We start from the raw sequence: 18,978 nt of genomic DNA on the forward strand, positions 1-18,978 counted from the left end.
TCTGTACCTATTTTATCCCAATCGGCCGCCGCCCTCAATCCCGGCCGTGCAGGCAACGGCCGTCCGCAGGGAGGAACGGGGCCGCCGCGGGTCGAATTTTAGCGTTAGGCAAACCTGACAACGGAGGAAACTTTTTTATGACCACGATTATGCACCGCAACGCCAAAGGCATTATCGCCGCATTGCTGGCATTCCTGCTGCTGGCGTGCACCCCCGCGCTCGCCGCGCCCGCGGACGCCGGCCGCCAGGCCAAGGAGGCAAAGGCCGGGACGAACGCCGCGGTTGTCGACGAAATCAATGAGCACCTGGCGGTAATGAACGCCGAGGAGCTTGCCGCGACCCTCAAGCTCCTGAGGGTGAGAGGGCTTATCAACGCCGCTTATGTGGACGGCACGTCCAAAATCGACCTGATGACCGGCGCTGTCAAGGGCGCGATCGAAGCTGTCGGCGACCCTTATAGCCAGTATTTCGACGCCCACACCCTGAAGGAGTTCATGATCGAGGCGAAGGGGGTGTTCGGCGGCGTGGGCATGGTGCTAGGCATGAAGGACAAGCGGATCACCGTTATCGCGCCGATCGAGGGAACGCCCGCCGACCGGGCGGGGATCGCCAGCGGCGACTGGATAATCGCGATCAACGGCCAGACCACCAAGGATATGGCGCTGGACGCGGCGGTGAGCAAGATCCGCGGCAAGGAGGGCACCGAGGTAATTCTGACGGTCGGCCGGACCGGGCAGGAGCCCAGCGATTACACTATCGTCCGCGACACGATCGAGATCAAGACGGTGGCCGGAAAGATGCTTGAGGGCGATATCGGCTACATCCGCCTGACATTTTTCAACGAGAATACGGGCGAGAGCTTCGCCGCCAAGCTGCGCGAGCTGGAGGGGCAGGGTATGAAGGCGGCCATTCTCGACCTGCGCAACAACCCCGGCGGCATCCTCGAGGAGAGCGTGAAGGTGGCCGGTCAGTTCATCCCCCGGGGCCCGGTGGTGTCGGTGGTGACCAGGGACGGCAGCCGCCGGACGAGCTATGCGGAGCCGGGTGGCCCCAGGTACCCGCTGGTGGTGCTGATCAACGGCGGCAGCGCGAGCGCTTCGGAGATCGTGGCCGGGGCGGTGCAGGACACCGGCGCGGGAACGCTCGTGGGCACGCACTCGTTCGGCAAGGGGTCGGTGCAGAACCTCGTGCCTCTCGGCGACGGCACGGCGATCAAGCTGACGGTGGCCCGCTACCACACCCCCAAGGACCGGGTGATCGACGGCGTGGGGCTCGAGCCGGACGTCCTGGTGGTCCAGCCGGCCGACGCCCGGGAGACGGGCCGCGACACGCAGCTCGAAAGGGCGATCGAGGTGCTGAGGGAGAAGCTGTAGGAAAAAGCCGCGGATGGAAGTATTGATTGGCCGGCCGGCCGATCAGTGCTTCCATTTTTGTTTGGCCGTAATGATAGCATCCGTTGCGTGTGTTCGCGATAATATGTCCGGCCGGGCGCCCGACAAACAAGGAGTATTGCGAGAATTGTCAAAATATATCGAATGACGGGTTTCCGCTTGGAAAAAAAGGTATCAGGTCTTGAAGCCGACAGTGTTTGTTCAGGTAGCACATATTCACCGATTTGCGGGGTGTGATTGTATGGTTGGCAAGATTAGCAGCACTTTGTCCTTGTTGAGGCGCCTGATAGCCGGTTTGCCGCCGAAGCTTTGCCGGCAGGTAAACGGCGGAACGGCCGCTGGCGCTCCGACGGCGGATGCGATTCGCCAGCGGGAGGACGCCCTCACTGTAAGCAAGACGAAGCTGGCGTTGGCGGCGAAATTGGCCAACCTGGGACCGTGGGAGCTCGATCCCGTGACAAATGTATTCGAATTCGACGATGATTTCTACGCCATCTACGGAACGGATGTGGCCCGCGAAGGCCGGTTTATGCCGCTGGAGGTCTATGCGAGGGAGTTTATGCACCCGGACGATCTGGCAAGGGTAGCCGCAGTGATGAATGGCGCCATTGCTTCCCCGGAGCGCGTCAGCTTCGGCCAGGTTGTGCACCGCATCATCCGCCGGGACGGCGAGGTGCGCACGATCATGGTGCGGTCGAATTATGTCAAGGATGAGCACGGCCGGCTGGTGCGGGCTTTTGGCGCGAACCAGGATATCACCGAACGGGTGCGGGCGGAGGAGGAGGCCCGCAAACGGGAGGAAGCCCTGATCGCCAGCAGGACGAAGCTGGCGTTGGCGGCGAAAATGGCCAACCTGGGGCCGTGGGAACTGAACGTCGAGACGCAGATCTTCGAATTCGACGATGAGTTTTACGCCATCTACGGAACGGATGCGGCGAGGGAAGGCCGGTTTATGCCGCTTGAGGTCTATGTTAGGGAGTTTGTCCATCCGGAGGACCGCTGGAAGATTGCCGAGGCGACGAAAAAGGCGCTTGCTGCCCGGGAGCCTGTCGGCCTCGGCCAGTTGGAACACCGCATCATCCGCCGGGACGGCGAGGTGCGCACGATCATGGTGCGGTCGAATTATGTCAAGGACGACGCCGGCAAGATGGTGCGCAGTTACGGCGCGAACCAGGATATCACCGAACGGGTGCGGGCGGAGGAGGAGGCCCGCAAACGGGAAGAAGCCTTGATCGCCAGCAGGACGAAGCTGGCGGTGGCGGCGAAATTGGCCGACCTGGGTCCGTGGGAACTGAACACCGAGACGAACGTATTTGAATTCGACGACGAGTTTTACGCCATCTACGGAACGGATGTGGCCCGCGAAGGCCGGTTTATGCCGCTGGAGGTCTATGTGAGGGAGTTTGTCCACCCGGACGACCGCTGGAAGGTGGCCGAGGTAAGGCAAAGGGCCCTTGCGTCCCAGGAGCCTGTTTACCTCGGCCAGACGGAGCACCGCATCGTTCGCCGGGACGGCGAGGTGCGCACGATCGTGGCGCGGGCAAACTATGTAAAGGATGAGGCCGGCCGGCTGATAAGAAGCTATGGCGCGAACCAGGATATCACCGAACGGGTGCGGGCGGAGGAGGCGCTGCGGGAACAGGAGGAAATCATCCGGCAGATGGCTTTCTTCGATTCGCTTACCGGGCTGCCGAACCGCAGGCAGCTGCAAGAGTGGCTCAATAAGGAAATGGAGCGGGCCCGCAGCGGCATCTCGGCGGGGGTGCTGCTGTTTATAGATTTGGATGACCTGAAGATGGTGAACGATACGTTTGGGCACACCTGCGGCGACGATATCATCGTCGCTGCCGGCCGCAGCATCGTGGCCAGCGCGGGGGAGGAAGCGTTCGTATCGCGGGTCGGCGGCGACGAGTTCATTGTGATATTGCCCGGCGAAAGCAACCGTCAGCGGATTGGCGCTATTGCCGAAAGGATAATTTCGGCGCTTGGCCAGACCCATGAAATATACGGGACGTTTTTTCATATGACGGCAAGCATCGGCATTTCCACTTATCCCGCCGATGGCGATACTGCCGAAGAGGTGATCAAAAACGCCGATAATGCCATGTATGCGGCCAAAAGAAAAGGCAAGAACTGTTGGCAATTATATACGATGACGATGCAGGCTTCGGCCTACGAGGAAATGCGGCTGACCGGCAGTTTGCGCGGCGCGCTGGAGCGGGAGGAACTATCCCTGCATTACCAGCCGCAATTTCTCGCAACCGGCGCCATCATCGGCTTTGAGGCGCTGCTTCGCTGGAACAGCTCCGAATTGGGAGCCATTCCGCCGCTACAGTTCATCCCGCTGGCGGAAAAGAGCGGCTTCATCCACAGCATCGGGCAGTGGGTGCTGCGCGAGGCCTGCCAGTTTATTCGCCGTTTGACCGATCAGGGATGGGACGGAATACGGATCGCCGTGAATATCTCGTCAAAACAGTTGGCTGTCGACAATTTCTGCTCTATTGTCCGCGGCGTCATTCAGGAGGCCGGTATTGCACCGTCCCAGCTTGAATTGGAGATCACCGAGAGCGTTCTCGTGACGTCGTTCGAGGATGCCACAAGCAAGCTGGCCGAGTTAAAAGCCCTGGGGGTGCGTCTGTCGCTCGATGACTTCGGCACGGCTTATTCTTCGTTGACTTATTTGCGGAGTTTGCCGGTGGAGACGCTAAAGATCGATAAGTCGTTCGTAGATATGATAACAACCGATATTCCTGCGGCGAAAATTATCGGCGCCATTATCCAGATGGCCCATATTCTTAATATCGCCGTTGTCGCCGAAGGGGTGGAAACCGAGCAGCAGCTGGCGTTTCTCCGCGATAACGGGTGTGACCGTATCCAGGGGTTCATCTTCAGTAAACCGTTGCCTGAGCCGGAGGCGGTGGGTTTTCTGGCCAAGAATACCGAAAAGTAAGGCGGCGCGGTTGGGGAATATTTGTTTTTGATCGGAAAAATTGCAGGATTTTACAGTTAATATGTATAACAATAGCAAAAATGGTCGTATTTACCAATGAAAAGCGGCGAGGTGCCCACCCATGGGGGAGCAGGAACGATTCAGGCGGCCGACACCGGACTGGGAGGAAGGCCGCGCTAAAAACGTGACTTTCATCGTCACCGAGGACTGCCAGCTGCGCTGCAAGTATTGCTACCTGGTGGGAAAAAACCCCGGCCGGCGGATGGATTTCGCCTGCGCCCGGAAAACGGTGGATTATCTGCTGCAGGAGAGAGCGCTGTTCGCCGAGCCGTCGGTGATCTGGGAGTTCATCGGCGGCGAGCCGCTGCTGGAGATCGAGCTGATCGACAGGATCAGCGATTATATCAAGCTGCGCATGTACGACACGAACCACCCCTGGTTCGACAGTTACCGGTTCAGCCTTTCCACCAACGGCCTTATGTACGGCGACCCCAGGGTGCAGCGCTATATTTTCAAGAACCACGGACACCTGAGCATCGGCATAACTATCGACGGCATCAGGGAAAAGCACGATACCGCGCGGGTCTTCCCCGACGGCCGCGGCTCCTACGACGCGGTGGCGGCCAACATCCCCCTGTGGCTGAAGCAGTTTCCCGATGCAGGCACGAAGGTGACGGTGGCGCACGACGATCTGCCCTATATCAAGGAGAGTGTGCTGCATATCTGGAGCCTGGGCGTGAAAACGGTGAATATCAACGTCGTGTTCGAGGATGTTTGGCAGCCGGGCGACGACGCTTTATTGGAGGAACAGCTCGTAAGCCTGGCCGACGAAATCGTCGACCGGGAGCTATACCGGGAATACGCGTGCTCGTTTTTCGACGATACGATCGGCAAGCCGCTCGATCCGGCGGGCGACAACCAGAACTGGTGCGGGTCGGGCCGGATGCTCGCCGTGGGCGCGAAGGGTGAGTTTTACCCTTGCGTGCGGTTCGCGCCCCACTCGATGAGCGGCAAGCAGCCGCGGGTGGTGGGCAACTGCGAGGACGGCGTGAACACGAATCTGCTGCGGCCGTTCCTCGCGCTGACCCGTCTGGCGCAGAGCCCGCCGGAATGCGCGGCCTGCGAGGTGGCCAGCGGCTGCGCGTGGTGCCAGGGACTGAATTACGAGGCGGCGGACACCGATACGATTTACCAGCGGGCGACCTATATTTGCCTGATGCACAAGGCCCGCGTGCGGGCGAACCGGTATTTCCGGGACAGGCTGGGCAGGAAGCGGGGCGAATCGTGATGCTGACCCATCTGCTCGTGCTGGTCGACGGCAGCGCGCCGCCGTTCTGCCATTACGGCCATGACCGCCGGGAATGCGAGCTGATGCCGCTCGCCACGCTTAAGAAGGCCGTCGCCTTCGCCCGGAGCGGCGGTCTGGCGCTGACGCTGCTGCTTGGCCGGGAGGAATTGCCGCCGGCATACCGGGCGGCGCTGGCTGAAACCGAGTTTGCCGCGATCGTCCCCGCGGGCCTGGCCAACCGGTACCCGGACGCGATCCTGGTGCTCGACGCCGAGGACCCGGGCAGCTTTCCGGACGAGGCCTGCGCCGGGCAGCGGCTTATTCTCCGCCTGCCGCGGCGGCGGCTGGGCGATATGGCGGCCCTCGTGGCCTCCTGCGCGGGACGGGCCGCGCGGCTCGATCTTTATCTCGCGGATATCGACCGGTACACGGCCGCCGATATCGGCGAATACGGACGGCAGCTGAAGCTCGCCGCCGAGTATGTCACGGATTTGTACCGGCAGGGCAGCCTGCCGGAGATGAATATTTTCTCGGACCGGCTGCTGCTGAGCGGGATGAGGAACTGCGACGCGGGGGCGGCGCACCTGACCGTGGCGCCGAACGGTCTGCTGTATATCTGCCCCGGCTTTTACTATGACGACGAAGAGCACCCGGCCGGCAGCCTGGCGGACGGCGTCACCCTCGCCAACCGGCGGCTGCTGGAGCTGACGAACGCGCCGATATGTTCGTGCTGCGACGCTTTTCACTGCAAGCGCTGCATTTATCTGAACAGGAAGACGACGCTGGAGTGGAACACGCCGTCCCGCGAGCAGTGCGTGCTGGCTCACCTGGAGCGGAACGCGGCCGGGCTGATCCGCGAACAGCTTGGGACTACGCCTCCCTTTTCGCGGCTGAGGTTTATACCGGCTATCGATTATCTCGATCCTTTCGAGCAAATGCCGACAAGGAGGACACTGCCATGAACGACACCCGGCGCAAGATCGGCGCCGTCACCCCCGCCGAACGCGACGAGATCAGGGCGCTGTTCGAGCGGAAGAACGCCCTGCGCGAGCTGTTCCGCTCCCTGGCGGGCATGCCGGAGGAGGAGCTGGCCGGCAGCGCCGTTTATGAGCGCCTGGTCGCGGATATGGGGCGGACGGCGACGCGGTTTCAGCAGTGGTGGGACGAAAAGAGCGCCCAGTATGGGTGGGAGAATATCAGCGGCTATAGCTGGGAGATCGATTTCGCCAGCGGCGACATCTACATCCGCCGCGAGGGCTAGGGCCGGGGGGCTTGTGGCCCGCCGGGCCGCTGCAATGTAAAGAAAGGAGGATGGCCATGAAAGGTTCCGACCGGGGTGGAGAGGCTACGCCCACAGCCGGCGGCGAACTGACCAGGCGCGATTTTATCAAAAGGGCGGGGTTGGCGTTGCCGTCGATCGCCCTTTTGGGGTTCGGCTCGCTGGCCGAAGGGGCGGTCTTCGGCCAGGACGCGGAGAATGGAGCCGGCCCGCCGGCCGCCGGCGCGGATAAGGCCGACGGGTATTCCCCGCAACGGAGCGGCTGCAACTGGGCGTGCGCGGGAAGCTGCGCCGGCCAGTGCGGCGGCAGGTGCAGCTACGGGTGCGAGGGCTCCTGCCGGGGGACTTGCTATCAGACCTGCACCGGTTCGTGCCAGAATACCTGCCGCGGCAGTTGTTCGGCCAGTTGCGGCAGCGGCTGCAGCGGCACGTGCACGCGGGGCTGCACGGGGAAAATGCGCTGACGGCAACAGGGAAAACACTGAGTAATCCGGTCCTCAGGGGCCGGGTTTCTTTTTGCGTAGGCCAGCGGCTAAACGGCGGCCGGCGCGGGCAGATTAACGGGTAGACGGCGGAAAAGGGGGCTGGAAGGCGTGAGGGTACGGTTCGGCTATGTGGCGATCGCGCTCGGCGTGCCGGAGGGGTCGCCGAATAAGACGGCGAGCGTCAAGACAATCGAGAAGATCGCGGACCCGCTGGGCCGTATCGGCCGGCTGCGCCGCCTGATGACGGCCAACCTGGAAACGACGCTGCGCATCCTCAGATACAACGCGGCCCACGGTATTCACGTTTATCGCTTCACGTCGAAGACGGTGCCGCTCGCCACCCACCCGCTGGCGGCGGACTGGGACTATATCGCCGATGGCGGGCCGCTGTGGCGGGAGATCGGCGATTATGCGCGGCTCCACGGGATGCGGGTGAGCGCCCATCCCGACCATTACACTCTTCTCAACAGCCCGAAGCCGGAGGTGCTGGCCGCCTCGCTCGCCGACCTGGATTACCACGCCCGCATGTTCGAGGCGATGGGGCTGCCCCCCTCCCCTTCCCTGGTGCTGCATGTCGGCGGGCAATACCGGGAGAAGAACGCGGCGCTGCGGCGCTTCGCCGGGAACTTCGCCCGCCTGCCCGACCGCCTGGCCGCCAGGCTGATGCTGGAGAACGACGACAAGATTTTCACCGCCGCCGAGGTGCTGGGCCTGTGCGAGGAGCTGGGCCGCCCGATGGTGCTGGATATCCACCACCACCGCGTTAACGGCGGCGGCGATCTGGAGGAGCTGTGGCCGCGCATCGCCGCCACCTGGGGCGAGGCGACGCCGAAGATCCATGTGTCGAGCCCGAAGGATGATAAGGACATGCGTGCCCACGCCGATTACGTCGACCCGGCCGACGTGCTGCCGTTCCTGCGGCTGGCGCGGGAGACGGGGCGCGACTTGGACGTGATGGTGGAGGCGAAGCGGAAGGACGAGGCGATGTTCCGGCTGGTGGAGGGGCTGGCGGCCGCGCCGGAGGTGCGGCGCGCAGGCCAGGCGACGGTGGAGCTGTAAGGGGGAAAATAAAAAAAAGACTGAACCTTTCGGGTTCAGTCTTTTTTGATGTCGCGGGCGGCTTTGATGCCGGCGAGGGAGGTGGCTTCGGTGACGGCGCGGAGGACGGCCCGGGCCATGACGCGGGCGGCGAGGAGGCCGACGACGCTGGTGTCGGCGGTTACGTCGCCGGCGGACAGGCAGAAGACGGTGTCGCCGTCGACCATGGTGTGGGCGGGCCGCATGGTGCGGGCGTAGCCGTTGTGGGCCATGGAGGCGATTTTGGCGGCCTGGGCCTTGGTGAGGGCGGCGTTGGTGAGGATGGCGCCGATGGTGGTGTTACCGGCGAAGAGGTTGCCGGTGCGGCCGTACCTGGCGATCATACCGTCCTCGCTGCCGAGGAAGGCGAAGGGGTCTTGGCGGCAAGCCCCGGCGATTATGCGGCCGCTGTCGGGGTCGACGACGTCGCCGAGGCAGTTGACGGCGACGACGGCGCCCACGATGAGGTCGCCGACTTTTACGGCGTAGGCGCCGAGGCCGCCTTTCATGGCATGGTCCATGCCGAAGAATTTGCCGACCGTGGCGCCGGCGCCGGCGCCGGCGGTGCCTTCGGCGAAGCTGCCTTGTTCGGCGGCCTGGCAGGCGGCGTAGCCCATGGCTTTGTCGGGCCGCACGGACGGGTCGCCGCAGGGGAGGTCGAAGAGGACGGCGCCGGCGACGATGGGGACTTTGGCGACGCCGACGTCGAAGCCGATGCCGCGCTCTTCGAGCCAGGCCATGACGCCTGATGCCGCGTCGAGGCCGAAGGCGCTGCCGCCGGCGAGGAGGACGGCGTGGATTTTCTCGACATAGTTTTCGGGCCGGAGGAGGTCGGTTTCGCGGGTGCCGGGGGCACCGCCCCTGACGTCGACGCCGGCGACGGCCCCCGCCGGGCAGAGGATGACGGTGCAGCCGGTGGCGGCGGCGAGGTCGTGGGCGTTGCCGAGCTTAAAGCCGGGGATGGCGGTGGCGGGTATGGCGTCCATCATGCGTCCCTGCCGGCGGCGAGGCGCGCGCCAAGGTCGAAGGCGCGCCCGAGGTCGCGGGGGAAGTTTTCGGCCCTGCTTTTGGCTTTGGCGGCGGGGTCGAACATGGGGGCGTCGTAGCGGCCGTAGTCGTCGAATTGGAGGGTGTCGTAGGCGAACAGGTCCTGGTGGGCGCCGAAGATCATGCCGAGGACGCGGGCGTTGTTGGCGAGGTGTTTGTCCCAGGCGAATTCTTTGAGGCGCGCTTCGTCGACGTTCATGGTGTAGATGAAGGCGGTGGGCAGGACGCGGGGGAAAAGGGTGCGTTGGTCGCCGGCGACGTATCGGAGGTAGGGGAAGAGCAGTCTTTCGAGGAAGGAGCGCATTTCGCCGGTGACGGAGCCGAAGTAGACGGGCGAGCCGAGGATGAGGGCGTCGGCGGCGGCGATTTTTTCAAGGAGGGGGGCGAGGCCGTCGCGGACGGCGCAGCGGCCGTAGCCGGGGCCTCCTTTGAGTTTGCAGGCGAAGCAGCTGACGCAGCCCCGGTAGTCGAGGTCGTAGAGGTGGACGAGTTCGGTGGCGGCGCCCTGGGCGGCGGCGCCTTCGAGGGCTTTGGCGAGCAGGGCGGCGGTGTTCCAGGCTTTGCGGGGGCTGCCGTTGACGGCGATGATGGTTTTGCTCATTTTATATCTCTCCCCTACCCTATTTTTGCTGGCATTATTTATGCTTTTCTCGGCGGCGGTGCGGATTCCTGCCACGGCGGCGGGGGGTGCAATTTTTTACAATACGGCGGGGCTGGGGTTTGGTAGGATGGAGGCAAAACCAGTTTGCCAAGCAAGCTGAGGAGGAGTGATTGGTATGTTGAAAGGTTATACCCTGCCCCGTACGCCGCGCGGCACTTCCTGCCTGGCGCCCGAGCCGCCGTGGCATTACGCGGGGACGGCGCTGGCGGTGGAGTTCGTGGCCGATCCTGCGCGGGTGGCGGCGTTCCTGCCGGCCGGCCTTGAGCCGGCGGACGGGCGGTGCGCGGCGTATTTCGTGGAGTGGCAGTACGCGAGCGAGACGGGCGAGGAGTATCTCGACCCGGTCCGCAGCCAGTACCGGGAGACGATCTTCCTGGTGTCGGCGGGCTATGAAGGGGAGCCGGTGGCGTATTGTCCGTTCATTTTCGTGGATCAGGACGTGTCGCTGATGCGCGGGTTGGCGCAGGGCTGGCCGAAGCAGTCCGGGTCGACGTGGGTGACGCGGGCGTACGACCTGCCGTCGAAGGCGACGCCGGCGGTGGCGCCGGGGGGCAGGTTCGGGGCGACGCTGGCGGCGCGCGACCGCCGTCTGGCGGAGGCGACGGTGACGCTGCGCGAGCCGGGGGCGGCGCTGCCGACGCCGAATTTCGCGCGGGCGGTGAATGTGCGCTATTTCCCCGAGCTGGCGGCGGGGAGGCACGGCCGGCCGGCGGTCCACGAGCTGGTGCGGCTTAAGTCGCGCGATGTGATGATGTCGACGGTGTGGAAGGGCGAGGCGACGCTGGCGGTGTTCGATAATCCGTATCTGGAGCTGCCTGATCTGCGCCCGACGGCGGTGCTCGCCGGGTACCGCTTTTCGTTCGCGCTGACGGTGGACGATCTTGTCCTGTTGCGCGATCTGCGCGGCGACGATCCCGCTTGACCATTTTTTACCACTGGATTATGCTAGTGGTAAGAAGTGTGGAGGAGGGGTGCAGGATGGTGGTGCGGATCTGGCGCGGGGAGGCGACGCGGGAGAACGCGCCCGCGTATTACCGCCATGTGACGGGAAAGGTTTTCCCGGAACTGAAGGGGATACCGGGTCATAAGGGGGCTTATCTGCTGCAGCGGGAAACGGCCGCGGGGGTTGAGTTTCTGGCGGTGACGATGTGGGAGTCGCTGGAGGCGATCCGCGCGTTCGCGGGCGAGGACGCCGGGGCGGCGGTGGTGGAGCCGGCGGCGCAGGCGGTGTTGACGGATTTCGACGATTTTGCGCGCCACTATACGCTGACGTTCGGGAGCTGCAGTCAGTAGCGTCAAGACGGCATACAAAAAGCGAGCTAGCCCAATATGGGCTGCTCGTTTTTTTATGCGATGACTTTGTTTTTGGTTTGCTTGGCCCGGTAGAGGGCGTCGTCGGCCAGCCTGATGAGTTGTTCCAGGTCGGCGGTGGCGGTGGCGGCGGCGATGCCGATGCTGACGGTGACGGCGACGGTGTGCGGGTCCTGGCCGAAGGGGTGGCGCTCGACGGTCGCCCTGAGGCGTTCGGCGAACAGGCGGGCGCTGTTTTTGTCGGCGCCGGTGAGGAAGACGAGGAATTCTTCGCCGCCCCAGCGGATGGCCGCGTCGTTTTTGCGGATGCTGGCCCGGAGGAGGTCGGCTAGCTGACGGAGAACGGCGTCGCCCATGGCGTGCCCGTGCTTGTCGTTGATCTGTTTGAAGTCGTCGATGTCGATCATGAGGAGCGCGGCCTCGTTGCCGGTGCTGCCCCTCCCCACCCGGCCGGCGATGGCGGCGGCGAAGTAGTGGCGGTTGTAGAGGGCGGTGAGGTTGTCTTTGAAGGCGGTCTGGACCAGTACGCCGCACCTGTAGGCGATGACGGCGTCGATCGCGCCGACGCAGGCCCATACCGCCGGGGACAGGCCTTCGGCTATATGGCTTTCGGCGAGGAAGCCGAGGATGTGCAGGAGGAGGACGGCGGCGACGATGATACGGGGAGCATGAGCGATGAACCGGGGGTCGGCGATGGTTGGCCACCTCCTTTATTTTTGTGCTTGTTTGCGAGCTTCTTGGCCGGGAAGGGTAAGCCTGCCGGCGCGGCCGGGGAAGGACCGCCGACCGGGGAGAGCGGTTTTTCGGCCGGCGGGGAGCAAGTTTGCCGCCGCGCCGACATATATATTTTAGCAGCAACCGGGCCCCGGTGGAAGAGCCTGCGGGGCAAAGGCGGATTCGGCGGAGGGGATGTCGGTGATTACGCCGGTTATTGGCATTGCGGCGAGCATCTGGGCCGACGGGGAGGAGCGGCTGTTCGCGGGCGGGGCGTATGTGCGGGCGGTGGCCCGGGCGGGTGGCTGTCCGGTGGTGCTGCCGTTCACCGGCGGCGAGGCGCAGGCCGGCTGCCACCTGGCGGTGGTGGACGGGGTGGTGCTTACCGGGGGCGGGGATGTCGATCCCTGGCTGTACGGGGCGGAGCCGCTGCCGGGGCTGGGACGGGTGTGTCCGGAGCGGGACGAGTACGAGCTGACGCTGGTGAGGACGGCAGGGGCTTTGGGCCGTCCGGTGCTGGGAATATGCCGGGGCCTGCAGGCGGCGAACGTGGCTCTGGGGGGGACGCTGCTGCAGGATGTGCGCGGCCGGCCGAACGGGCTGCAGCACTGGCAGGAGAGCCGCGCCGAGGTGGCGGGGCATGCGGTGGCGGTGAAGGCGGGGACGCTGCTGCACCGCGTGCTGCGGCGGGAAACGGTGCGGACGAACAGCTTCCACCGCCAGGCGGTCGACGAGGTGGCGCCGGGTCTGCTCGTGTGCGGCCGGGCGGCTGACGGCGTGGTGGAGGCGGTGGAGGATATCGCGGGGTTGCTGCTGGCGGTGCAGTGGCACCCGGAGGATATGGTCGACAGCCAGCCGGCGATGCTGGAGCTGTTCCGCTGGCTGGTCAATAAGGCCGCCGGCCGCGGCTAGGAGGGGCGTTATGAGGATGAAAGGCGGTGTCTGGCGGCGGCGGCCGCTGTACTGGGCGTTCGCCGGGCTGGTGCTGGTGGCGCTGGCGGTGAGTCTGGCTGTGGCCGATTATATCGACGACCGGGATCTGGCCGCGGCGCCGGGGCAGAAGATCAGCCCGCCCGCGGGCGAGGTAAGCCTGAAGATAAATGTGCAGAAGCGGACGCTGGAGGTGTACGACGAGGGGCGGCTGCACAAGACTTACCGCGTGGCGGTCGGGAAGAGCAGTACGCCGACGCCGTTCGGGGAGTGGAAGGTGGTCTGGAAGGATTATAATTGGGGAACGGGGTTCGGCACGCGCTGGATGGGGCTGAACGTGCCGTGGGGAACGTTCGGCATTCACGGGACGAATAAGCCGTGGTCGATCGGCAGCTTCGCGAGCCATGGGTGCATCAGGATGCGCAACCGGGACGTGGAGGAGCTGTTCGAGTGGGTGAAGATCGGGACGCCGGTGGCGATCGAGGGCGGCCGGACGCGGCTCAGCCGGACGCTGAAGTATCAGTCGGTGGGGCCGGATGTGGTGCTGGTGCAGCTTAAGCTGAAGGAGCTGGGGTATCTGGAGAGCCGGGCGGACGGTATCTATGGCCTGGTGACCGAGGAGGCGGTGAAGCGGTTTCAGCGCGACCGCGGCCTGGAGGAGAACGGGACGGTGGGGGCGGAGGCGCTGACGGCGCTGGGGCTGAAGCAGTGATAAGGAAAAGTATAGCGGCCCGGACATGCGGGCCGCTTTTTGTGTGCGATTATTTCGGCCGAACGGAAGCTGTGTCGCCGCTTGCGGGTCTTGATCTCAAGCGGCCGTTCAGAAGGCCCCAGCTGCTAGGCGGCTCTGTCAGGCGCGACGCGACGCGTACTCGGCACGTACGCTAGCAAGGGCCTGACAGAACAACAACGCAGATGGGGCCTTATCAACGACCGCTAAATTTTCCAGGTAAGACCGAGGCCAAAGCCGCGATAGTTGTGGCGGTCCGCCCCCGCCCCGATATGATCGACGGTGAGGTGGCGGTAGGTGGTGGTCAGTTCGAGATGGGGCCTGAGCCGGTAGGAGAGGCCGAATTCGACGTTGGCGACGTTTTTGCCGCCGCCGAGGTTGGCGTAGAGGGTGAAGCGGTCGCCGAGCTTGCGGGTGGCGATGACGCCGGCCTGGATGACGTTTTTGGCGCGGATGCCCGCGCCGCCGCCGGTGTGGGCGTGACCGACGTAGAATTGGAAGTCGTCGCCGAGTTTGCGGATGAGGTTGATTTCGCGGCTGTGGGTCCGGTAGTCGTTGTGGTAGCCGCCGGTGTCGAAGTTGATCTGCCGGCAGGCAAGGGCCCAGTCGCCGCCGAGGCCTGTGGCGACGCCGAATTCCAGGGCGTTGCCGCCGGAGAAGGAGCCGGGTTTCCAGATCAGGTCGACGGCCCACCGTCCGGGGGAGAAGTCTTCCAGCGGGCTGGCTGAGACCGGCGCGGCCGCCAGCAGCAGGGCCGCGGCCACGATGATGGCGATTTTTCTCATGTTTCACCTCCATGTTTTTTCCGTACAAGTCTACGCGCCAGCCGCCAAGGTTATGAGCAAAATTTTGGACAGGAGCGGTTAAGTGTGCCGCCGTAATGGCGGCAGAACGGCCGGAAGAGGATTCAGGGGAGCCGGTCCCCGCCGGCGAGGAGACGGTCGATGGCGGCGGTGAAGGTTTCCGGAGGATGGGCGCCGTCGATGAGCCGGCCGTTGACGATGAAGACGGGGACGCCGTCGAGGCCGAAGGCGTCCGCTTCTCTGATATCGGCGGCGATTTGACTGCTGACGGCGGGGGATGTAAGGTCCGCGTCGAGCCTGGACAGATCCCCTCCCAGTTCGGCTACGGTTTGGCGAAGGAAGGGTTCTCCTTCTTTCAGCCTGTCCTGTCCGGCAAATATGCGACGGTAGAATCGCCAGGCCAACGCATCGCTTTGCCGGCGAAGAGCTTCGAAGTAGCGGGCGGCTGGCAGGGCCATGGGGTGAAATTCCAGCGGGCAGTGTTTGAGGACCAGTTTCACGCTGCCGTGGTATTTGGCGAGGATGCCGTCGACGGTTTCCGCCGCCGACCGGCAATAGGGGCATTGAAAGTCGGTGTATTCAAAGATCGTGACCGGGGCTGCCGGCGGTCCCTTGACGGCGGAGCCGGCGATAGCGGGCCGGTACTCGGCGGCGCATTTGGGTTCGGGAACGGATTCGCTGTAAACGGCGGCAGGCAGAGCGTCCGCCGGAAGGGCTCCGTAGGCGCGGAGCAGTTCGCCCAGGTTCGGGGGGTAACCATTGCCGACGGCCTGGTCGAGTACGGTGCGGCCGTCGCGGTCGACCGTGTTCGCGTCGGCGCCGGAATCCAGCAGCAGGAGGAGCGTTTCGCGGTCGCCGCGCCGTGCCGCCCACATGAGCGGCGTCCAGCCCATGATGTCCCGGTGGTTGACAGCCGCCCCGGCGGCGATGAGCAGGGCGGCGCCGGCCGCATTACCGCGCTGGGCGGCCGCGATGAGGGCGGTTATGCCGTTTGCAGCTTGGCGGTTGACATCGGCGCCGCGGTGGATGAGGATGTCGGCCAGCCAGGTGCTGCCGGCCTGGACGGCGACGATGAGCGGCGTGCGCTGCCAGTTGTCACAGGCGTCGATGTCGGCCCCGTGGGCGAGAAGTAGCTGGGCCATGGCGATATCGGCCCTGGCGGCGGCGATAATGAGCGGCGACTTGCCCCATACGTCGCGGGTATCGGCCGCCACCCCGCCAGCCAGCAATTTTTCCGCTGCCGTCACGTCGCCGCGCCTGACCGCCGCGAGCAGGACGTCGTCTTTTCCGGTCGCCCCGACAGCGGCGGGCAGTGCCCATACCAATGCGAGAAGCATATATACCGCAAGCTGTTTTTTCCACACAGGCCTCTCCTCCCCTGTCCCGCTACTGCGGTTATGTAGAATGTATACGCGCGGTTGGCGGAAAAATTCGCCGTAAACATGGTTGGGGCCGGCATGGTTCGGTTAATGCCGGGAGGGCTGCCGCATATAATAACAAAAATGGCGAAAGGCGGTCGATTGGATGCTTTCAGCACGGATGATAAATGTGTTGTGTCTGGCACTGGTTCTGACGGTTACTTTTCTTATGAGTCCCGCCGCGGTATTGGCGGCGCCGGCGAGCGAGAACGTTAAGACGGCGGTGGAGTCTGAGGCGGGGGCCAAATGCGTCGACCCCGGAGATAACGACGGAAGTTTCGAGTTCTTTTCCGCCGAACCGGGCGAGGCGTCCCTGGATGGCCTTTACCGCGACCGGGATCGCCACCACCCCAACCGCTGCGAGCGCGTGCGGCATAAGTGTCTGGAGCAATGCCGGCATCACCGCGGCCACCACGATAACCACCGGCACTGTTTCGAGCGCTGCATGCGCTACCACGATTGCCATCACTATCGCTAGGGTGCCGTCACAAACGGCAAGGAGGCAGGTAATCCTGCCTCCTCGCTTGTTTATTTAGTGACGTTTATCAATCGGCTCGGCCCTGCCCTGCCGCGGGCGGGCGGCCACGCACGAGGCTGGCGGCGTAGACGACGATGAACAGGCCCATGACGGCGGCGGCGGTGAGGTAGACGGCCGGGTAGCCGGCAGCTTCGGCTACGATGCCGAGAACGACGGCTCCGCAGCCGACGCCGGTATCGAGGAAGTTGTAGAAGGTGGCGTTGACGATGCCGCGCCGGTCGGGAGGGACGAGGCCGACCATCCAGGCCTGCAGGGATGGGAAGAGGATGCCGACGCCCAGCCCCTGGAAGACGGCCGCGGTGAGCAGGACGGGGGTGGTGGCGGTTTGGGAGAGGATGATCTGGCCGATGAGGAGGCAGACGGCGCCGGGGAGGATGACCCAGGCGTGTCCCCGGCTGTCGAAGATGCGTCCGACGAACAGCCGCGACAGGAAGACGAACGAGGTGGTTACGGTGAAGAAGTAGCCGACGGTGGTCAGATGGGCCTGTTTGGCCATGAGGGCTACGAAGCCGAGAACGCCGCTGAGGGCGGCGCCTGTGAGCAGGGCGAGGCAGGCGGGGAAGACGGCCTTGCGCTCCAGGACGCGGTCGAGGAGGGAGGCCGCGCCCCGGCCGGAGGATGGCGCGGGAGCGGGGACGCCGGTAAAGGCGCCGAGCCCGAGGATGGCGACGAGTTGGCCGGCGGAGGCGACGGCGAAGAGGACGCCGAAGCCGTGGCCGGCGACGAGCCAGACGCCAAGGGCCGGGGCGATGGCCATCGAGAGGGTGGTGCCCAGCCCGAAGTAGCCGATGCCTTCGCCGCGGCGCGCGGCCGGGATGATGTCGACGGCGAGGGTGGCGTACAGGGTGGTGGCGATGCCGAAGCCGACGCCGTGGAAAAGGCGGACGGCGAGGGCGGCGCCGACGCTGTCGGCCCGGTAGTAGGCGGCGGTCGCAAGCATGCAGACGAGCATGCCGAGGAGCAGAAAGTTCTTTTTACCGAGGCGGTCGATGCCGGGTTCGGTGAACAGACGGATGAGGATGGCGGAGAAGGTGAAGCTGCCCATGATGAGACCTATCTGGCGGTCCGTTCCGCCGCAGTCGGCGATGAAGAGCGGCAGGACGGGCATGATGAGGTGGAAGCCGGAGAAGAGCAGGGCGTTGGAAAATGACAGGATGATGAAGTTTTTAGTCCATAGGGGGCCGGTGATCGGTGCGGGCATGATGGGTCTCCTTATTCCCGGACGGCGGGTGTTTGCCGAAGGTTGTCAGGTATACTTATTTCCAGGCGGAGGGCAGGGTTTCCTCCCGGGAAATAGAAAAGACCCGCGCTGCGGGGCGCGGGCCGGAGACGTTATCCTTCGGGGGTATGGAACAGGTCGGTGGAGAGGTAGCGTTCGCCGGTGTCGGGGAGGATGACGACGATGGTTTTGCCTTCGTTTTCCGGCCGGCGGGCGAGCTCGGCGGCGGCGAAGGCGGCGGCGCCGCTGGAGATGCCGACGAGGAGGCCTTCGCTCTCGGCGAGGGCGCGGGCGGTGCGGAAGGCGTCGTCGGCCTTGACGGTGGCGACGGCGTCGATGACGGCGGTGTCGAGGATTTTGGGAACGAAGCCGGCGCCGATGCCCTGGATTTTGTGGGGGCCGGCTTTGCCGCCGGAGAGGACGGGCGAGTCGTAAGGCTCGACGGCGACGACGCGCACGGCGGGGAGCCGTTCCTTGAGGACGCTGCCGACGCCGGTGATGGTGCCGCCGGTGCCGACGCCGGCGACAAAGATGTCGACCTTGCCGCCGGTGTCGCGCCAGATTTCCTCGGCGGTGGTGCGGCGGTGGGCGGCGGGGTTGGCGGGGTTTTCGAACTGCTGGGGCATATAGGCGTTGGGGGTGGCGGCGACGATTTCGCCGGCTTTTTCGATGGCCCCTTTCATGCCCGCGGGGCCGGGGGTGAGGACGAGGCGGGCGCCGAGGGCTTCAAGGAGGCTGCGCCTCTCCCGGCTCATGGTTTCGGGCATGGTGAGGACGATTTTGTAGCCGCGGGCGGCGGCGACGAAGGCGAGGCCGACGCCGGTGTTGCCGCTGGTGGGTTCGACGATGAGGGTATCTTTGTTTATGAGGCCGCGCTCTTCGGCGGCGGCGATCATGGCGAAGGCGGCGCGGTCCTTGATGCTGCCGAGGGGGTTGAAGTATTCGAGCTTGGCGAGAATGCGGGCTTTAAGACCCTCGGCACGGGCGTAGCCGGCGAGTTCGAGGAGGGGGGTGTTGCCGATGAGGTCAGTGAGGGAGCGGGCGGTAGGCATGGGGTAGTACCTCCTATTTGTTTGCTTGTAGCAAGACCGTATACTCCGGCTCCATAGTTACGGATGTACGCGCCGTAAGGCTTGG

At 64.7% G+C, this 18,978-nt stretch carries 19 protein-coding genes; 12 read left to right on the top strand and 7 right to left on the bottom strand.

Features of this window, described 5'->3' with window-relative positions:
- Window positions 1-137 precede the first annotated feature (137 nt).
- The 7 genes from Q4T40_14295 to uvsE all read left to right on the top strand — a co-directional run bounded on the left by Q4T40_14295 (window position 138) and on the right by uvsE (window position 8,452).
- On the top strand, window positions 138-1,373 hold the full coding sequence (locus Q4T40_14295) for a S41 family peptidase (GenBank protein MDT8902416.1): 1,236 nt from the start codon (window positions 138-140) through the stop codon (window positions 1,371-1,373).
- Between the two features lie 259 nt (window positions 1,374-1,632).
- Window positions 1,633-4,341 (top strand): EAL domain-containing protein, encoded by a 2,709-nt coding sequence (locus Q4T40_14300; GenBank protein MDT8902417.1) that lies wholly within the window; start codon window positions 1,633-1,635, stop codon window positions 4,339-4,341.
- Between the two features lie 121 nt (window positions 4,342-4,462).
- A complete protein-coding gene (locus Q4T40_14305) occupies window positions 4,463-5,629 on the top strand; it encodes a radical SAM peptide maturase, CXXX-repeat target family (protein ID MDT8902418.1) in 1,167 nt (388 codons plus the stop codon).
- Complete coding sequence (locus Q4T40_14310) at window positions 5,629-6,591, top strand: CXXX repeat peptide maturase (protein ID MDT8902419.1); 963 nt, start codon at window positions 5,629-5,631, stop codon at window positions 6,589-6,591. Before Q4T40_14305 ends, Q4T40_14310 begins: the two co-directional genes overlap by 1 nt.
- Window positions 6,588-6,890, top strand: a complete 303-nt coding sequence (locus Q4T40_14315; GenBank protein ID MDT8902420.1) for a CXXX repeat peptide modification system protein — start codon at window positions 6,588-6,590, stop codon at window positions 6,888-6,890. The genes Q4T40_14310 and Q4T40_14315 overlap by 4 nt, the downstream gene beginning before the upstream one ends.
- Before the next feature lie 56 nt (window positions 6,891-6,946).
- A complete protein-coding gene (locus Q4T40_14320) occupies window positions 6,947-7,372 on the top strand; it encodes a hypothetical protein (GenBank protein ID MDT8902421.1) in 426 nt (141 codons plus the stop codon).
- 129 nt (window positions 7,373-7,501) lie between these two features.
- The gene (gene uvsE, locus Q4T40_14325) at window positions 7,502-8,452 is read left to right on the top strand and encodes a UV DNA damage repair endonuclease UvsE (GenBank protein MDT8902422.1); all 951 of its coding nucleotides are present in this window, start codon (window positions 7,502-7,504) and stop codon (window positions 8,450-8,452) included.
- Between the two features lie 35 nt (window positions 8,453-8,487).
- Here uvsE and Q4T40_14330 read toward each other — a convergent pair whose 3' ends face one another.
- Together Q4T40_14330 and Q4T40_14335 are read right to left on the bottom strand one after the other, a co-directional pair.
- Window positions 8,488-9,459 (bottom strand): P1 family peptidase, encoded by a 972-nt coding sequence (locus tag Q4T40_14330; protein ID MDT8902423.1) that lies wholly within the window; start codon window positions 9,457-9,459, stop codon window positions 8,488-8,490.
- On the bottom strand, window positions 9,456-10,118 hold the full coding sequence (locus Q4T40_14335) for a flavodoxin family protein (protein MDT8902424.1): 663 nt from the start codon (window positions 10,116-10,118) through the stop codon (window positions 9,456-9,458). Before Q4T40_14335 ends, Q4T40_14330 begins: the two co-directional genes overlap by 4 nt.
- Window positions 10,119-10,293: 175 nt before the next feature.
- On the opposite strand from Q4T40_14335, the gene Q4T40_14340 reads away from it, so the two are divergent.
- Window positions 10,294-11,100 (top strand): acetoacetate decarboxylase family protein, encoded by an 807-nt coding sequence (locus Q4T40_14340; GenBank protein ID MDT8902425.1) that lies wholly within the window; start codon window positions 10,294-10,296, stop codon window positions 11,098-11,100.
- A gap of 56 nt (window positions 11,101-11,156) precedes the next feature.
- Entirely contained in the window at window positions 11,157-11,471 is a 315-nt protein-coding gene (locus tag Q4T40_14345) for an antibiotic biosynthesis monooxygenase (GenBank protein MDT8902426.1), read from the top strand.
- A gap of 53 nt (window positions 11,472-11,524) precedes the next feature.
- Here Q4T40_14345 and Q4T40_14350 read toward each other — a convergent pair whose 3' ends face one another.
- Complete coding sequence (locus tag Q4T40_14350; protein ID MDT8902427.1) at window positions 11,525-12,013, bottom strand: GGDEF domain-containing protein; 489 nt, start codon at window positions 12,011-12,013, stop codon at window positions 11,525-11,527.
- Window positions 12,014-12,404: 391 nt separating this feature from the next.
- Here Q4T40_14350 and Q4T40_14355 point away from each other — a divergent pair, with 391 nt between their 5' ends.
- Window positions 12,405-13,115: a gamma-glutamyl-gamma-aminobutyrate hydrolase family protein gene (locus Q4T40_14355; protein MDT8902428.1), complete on the top strand. Its 711-nt coding sequence runs from the start codon at window positions 12,405-12,407 to the stop codon at window positions 13,113-13,115.
- A gap of 10 nt (window positions 13,116-13,125) precedes the next feature.
- A complete protein-coding gene (locus Q4T40_14360; GenBank protein MDT8902429.1) occupies window positions 13,126-13,845 on the top strand; it encodes a L,D-transpeptidase family protein in 720 nt (239 codons plus the stop codon).
- Window positions 13,846-14,069: 224 nt separating this feature from the next.
- Here the strand turns inward: Q4T40_14360 and Q4T40_14365 are convergent, their stop codons facing one another.
- Both Q4T40_14365 and Q4T40_14370 read right to left on the bottom strand, forming a co-directional pair.
- On the bottom strand, window positions 14,070-14,648 hold the full coding sequence (locus Q4T40_14365; GenBank protein ID MDT8902430.1) for a hypothetical protein: 579 nt from the start codon (window positions 14,646-14,648) through the stop codon (window positions 14,070-14,072).
- A gap of 122 nt (window positions 14,649-14,770) precedes the next feature.
- On the bottom strand, window positions 14,771-16,030 hold the full coding sequence (locus Q4T40_14370) for an ankyrin repeat domain-containing protein (GenBank protein MDT8902431.1): 1,260 nt from the start codon (window positions 16,028-16,030) through the stop codon (window positions 14,771-14,773).
- Window positions 16,031-16,190: 160 nt separating this feature from the next.
- Here Q4T40_14370 and Q4T40_14375 point away from each other — a divergent pair, with 160 nt between their 5' ends.
- Window positions 16,191-16,562, top strand: a complete 372-nt coding sequence (locus tag Q4T40_14375) for a hypothetical protein (protein ID MDT8902432.1) — start codon at window positions 16,191-16,193, stop codon at window positions 16,560-16,562.
- Between the two features lie 67 nt (window positions 16,563-16,629).
- Here the strand turns inward: Q4T40_14375 and Q4T40_14380 are convergent, their stop codons facing one another.
- On the bottom strand, window positions 16,630-17,823 hold the full coding sequence (locus tag Q4T40_14380) for an MFS transporter (GenBank protein MDT8902433.1): 1,194 nt from the start codon (window positions 17,821-17,823) through the stop codon (window positions 16,630-16,632).
- Between the two features lie 131 nt (window positions 17,824-17,954).
- Window positions 17,955-18,893 carry a cysteine synthase A gene (gene cysK, locus Q4T40_14385; protein ID MDT8902434.1) on the bottom strand — a complete coding sequence of 313 codons (939 nt, stop codon included), beginning with the start codon at window positions 18,891-18,893 and terminating at the stop codon, window positions 17,955-17,957.
- Between the last annotated feature and the right edge of the window lie 85 nt (window positions 18,894-18,978).

Source organism: Selenomonadales bacterium 4137-cl (genome assembly GCA_032334055.1).
In the GTDB taxonomy this organism is placed as follows: domain Bacteria; phylum Bacillota; class Negativicutes; order Sporomusales; family UBA7701; genus Anaeroselena; species Anaeroselena agilis.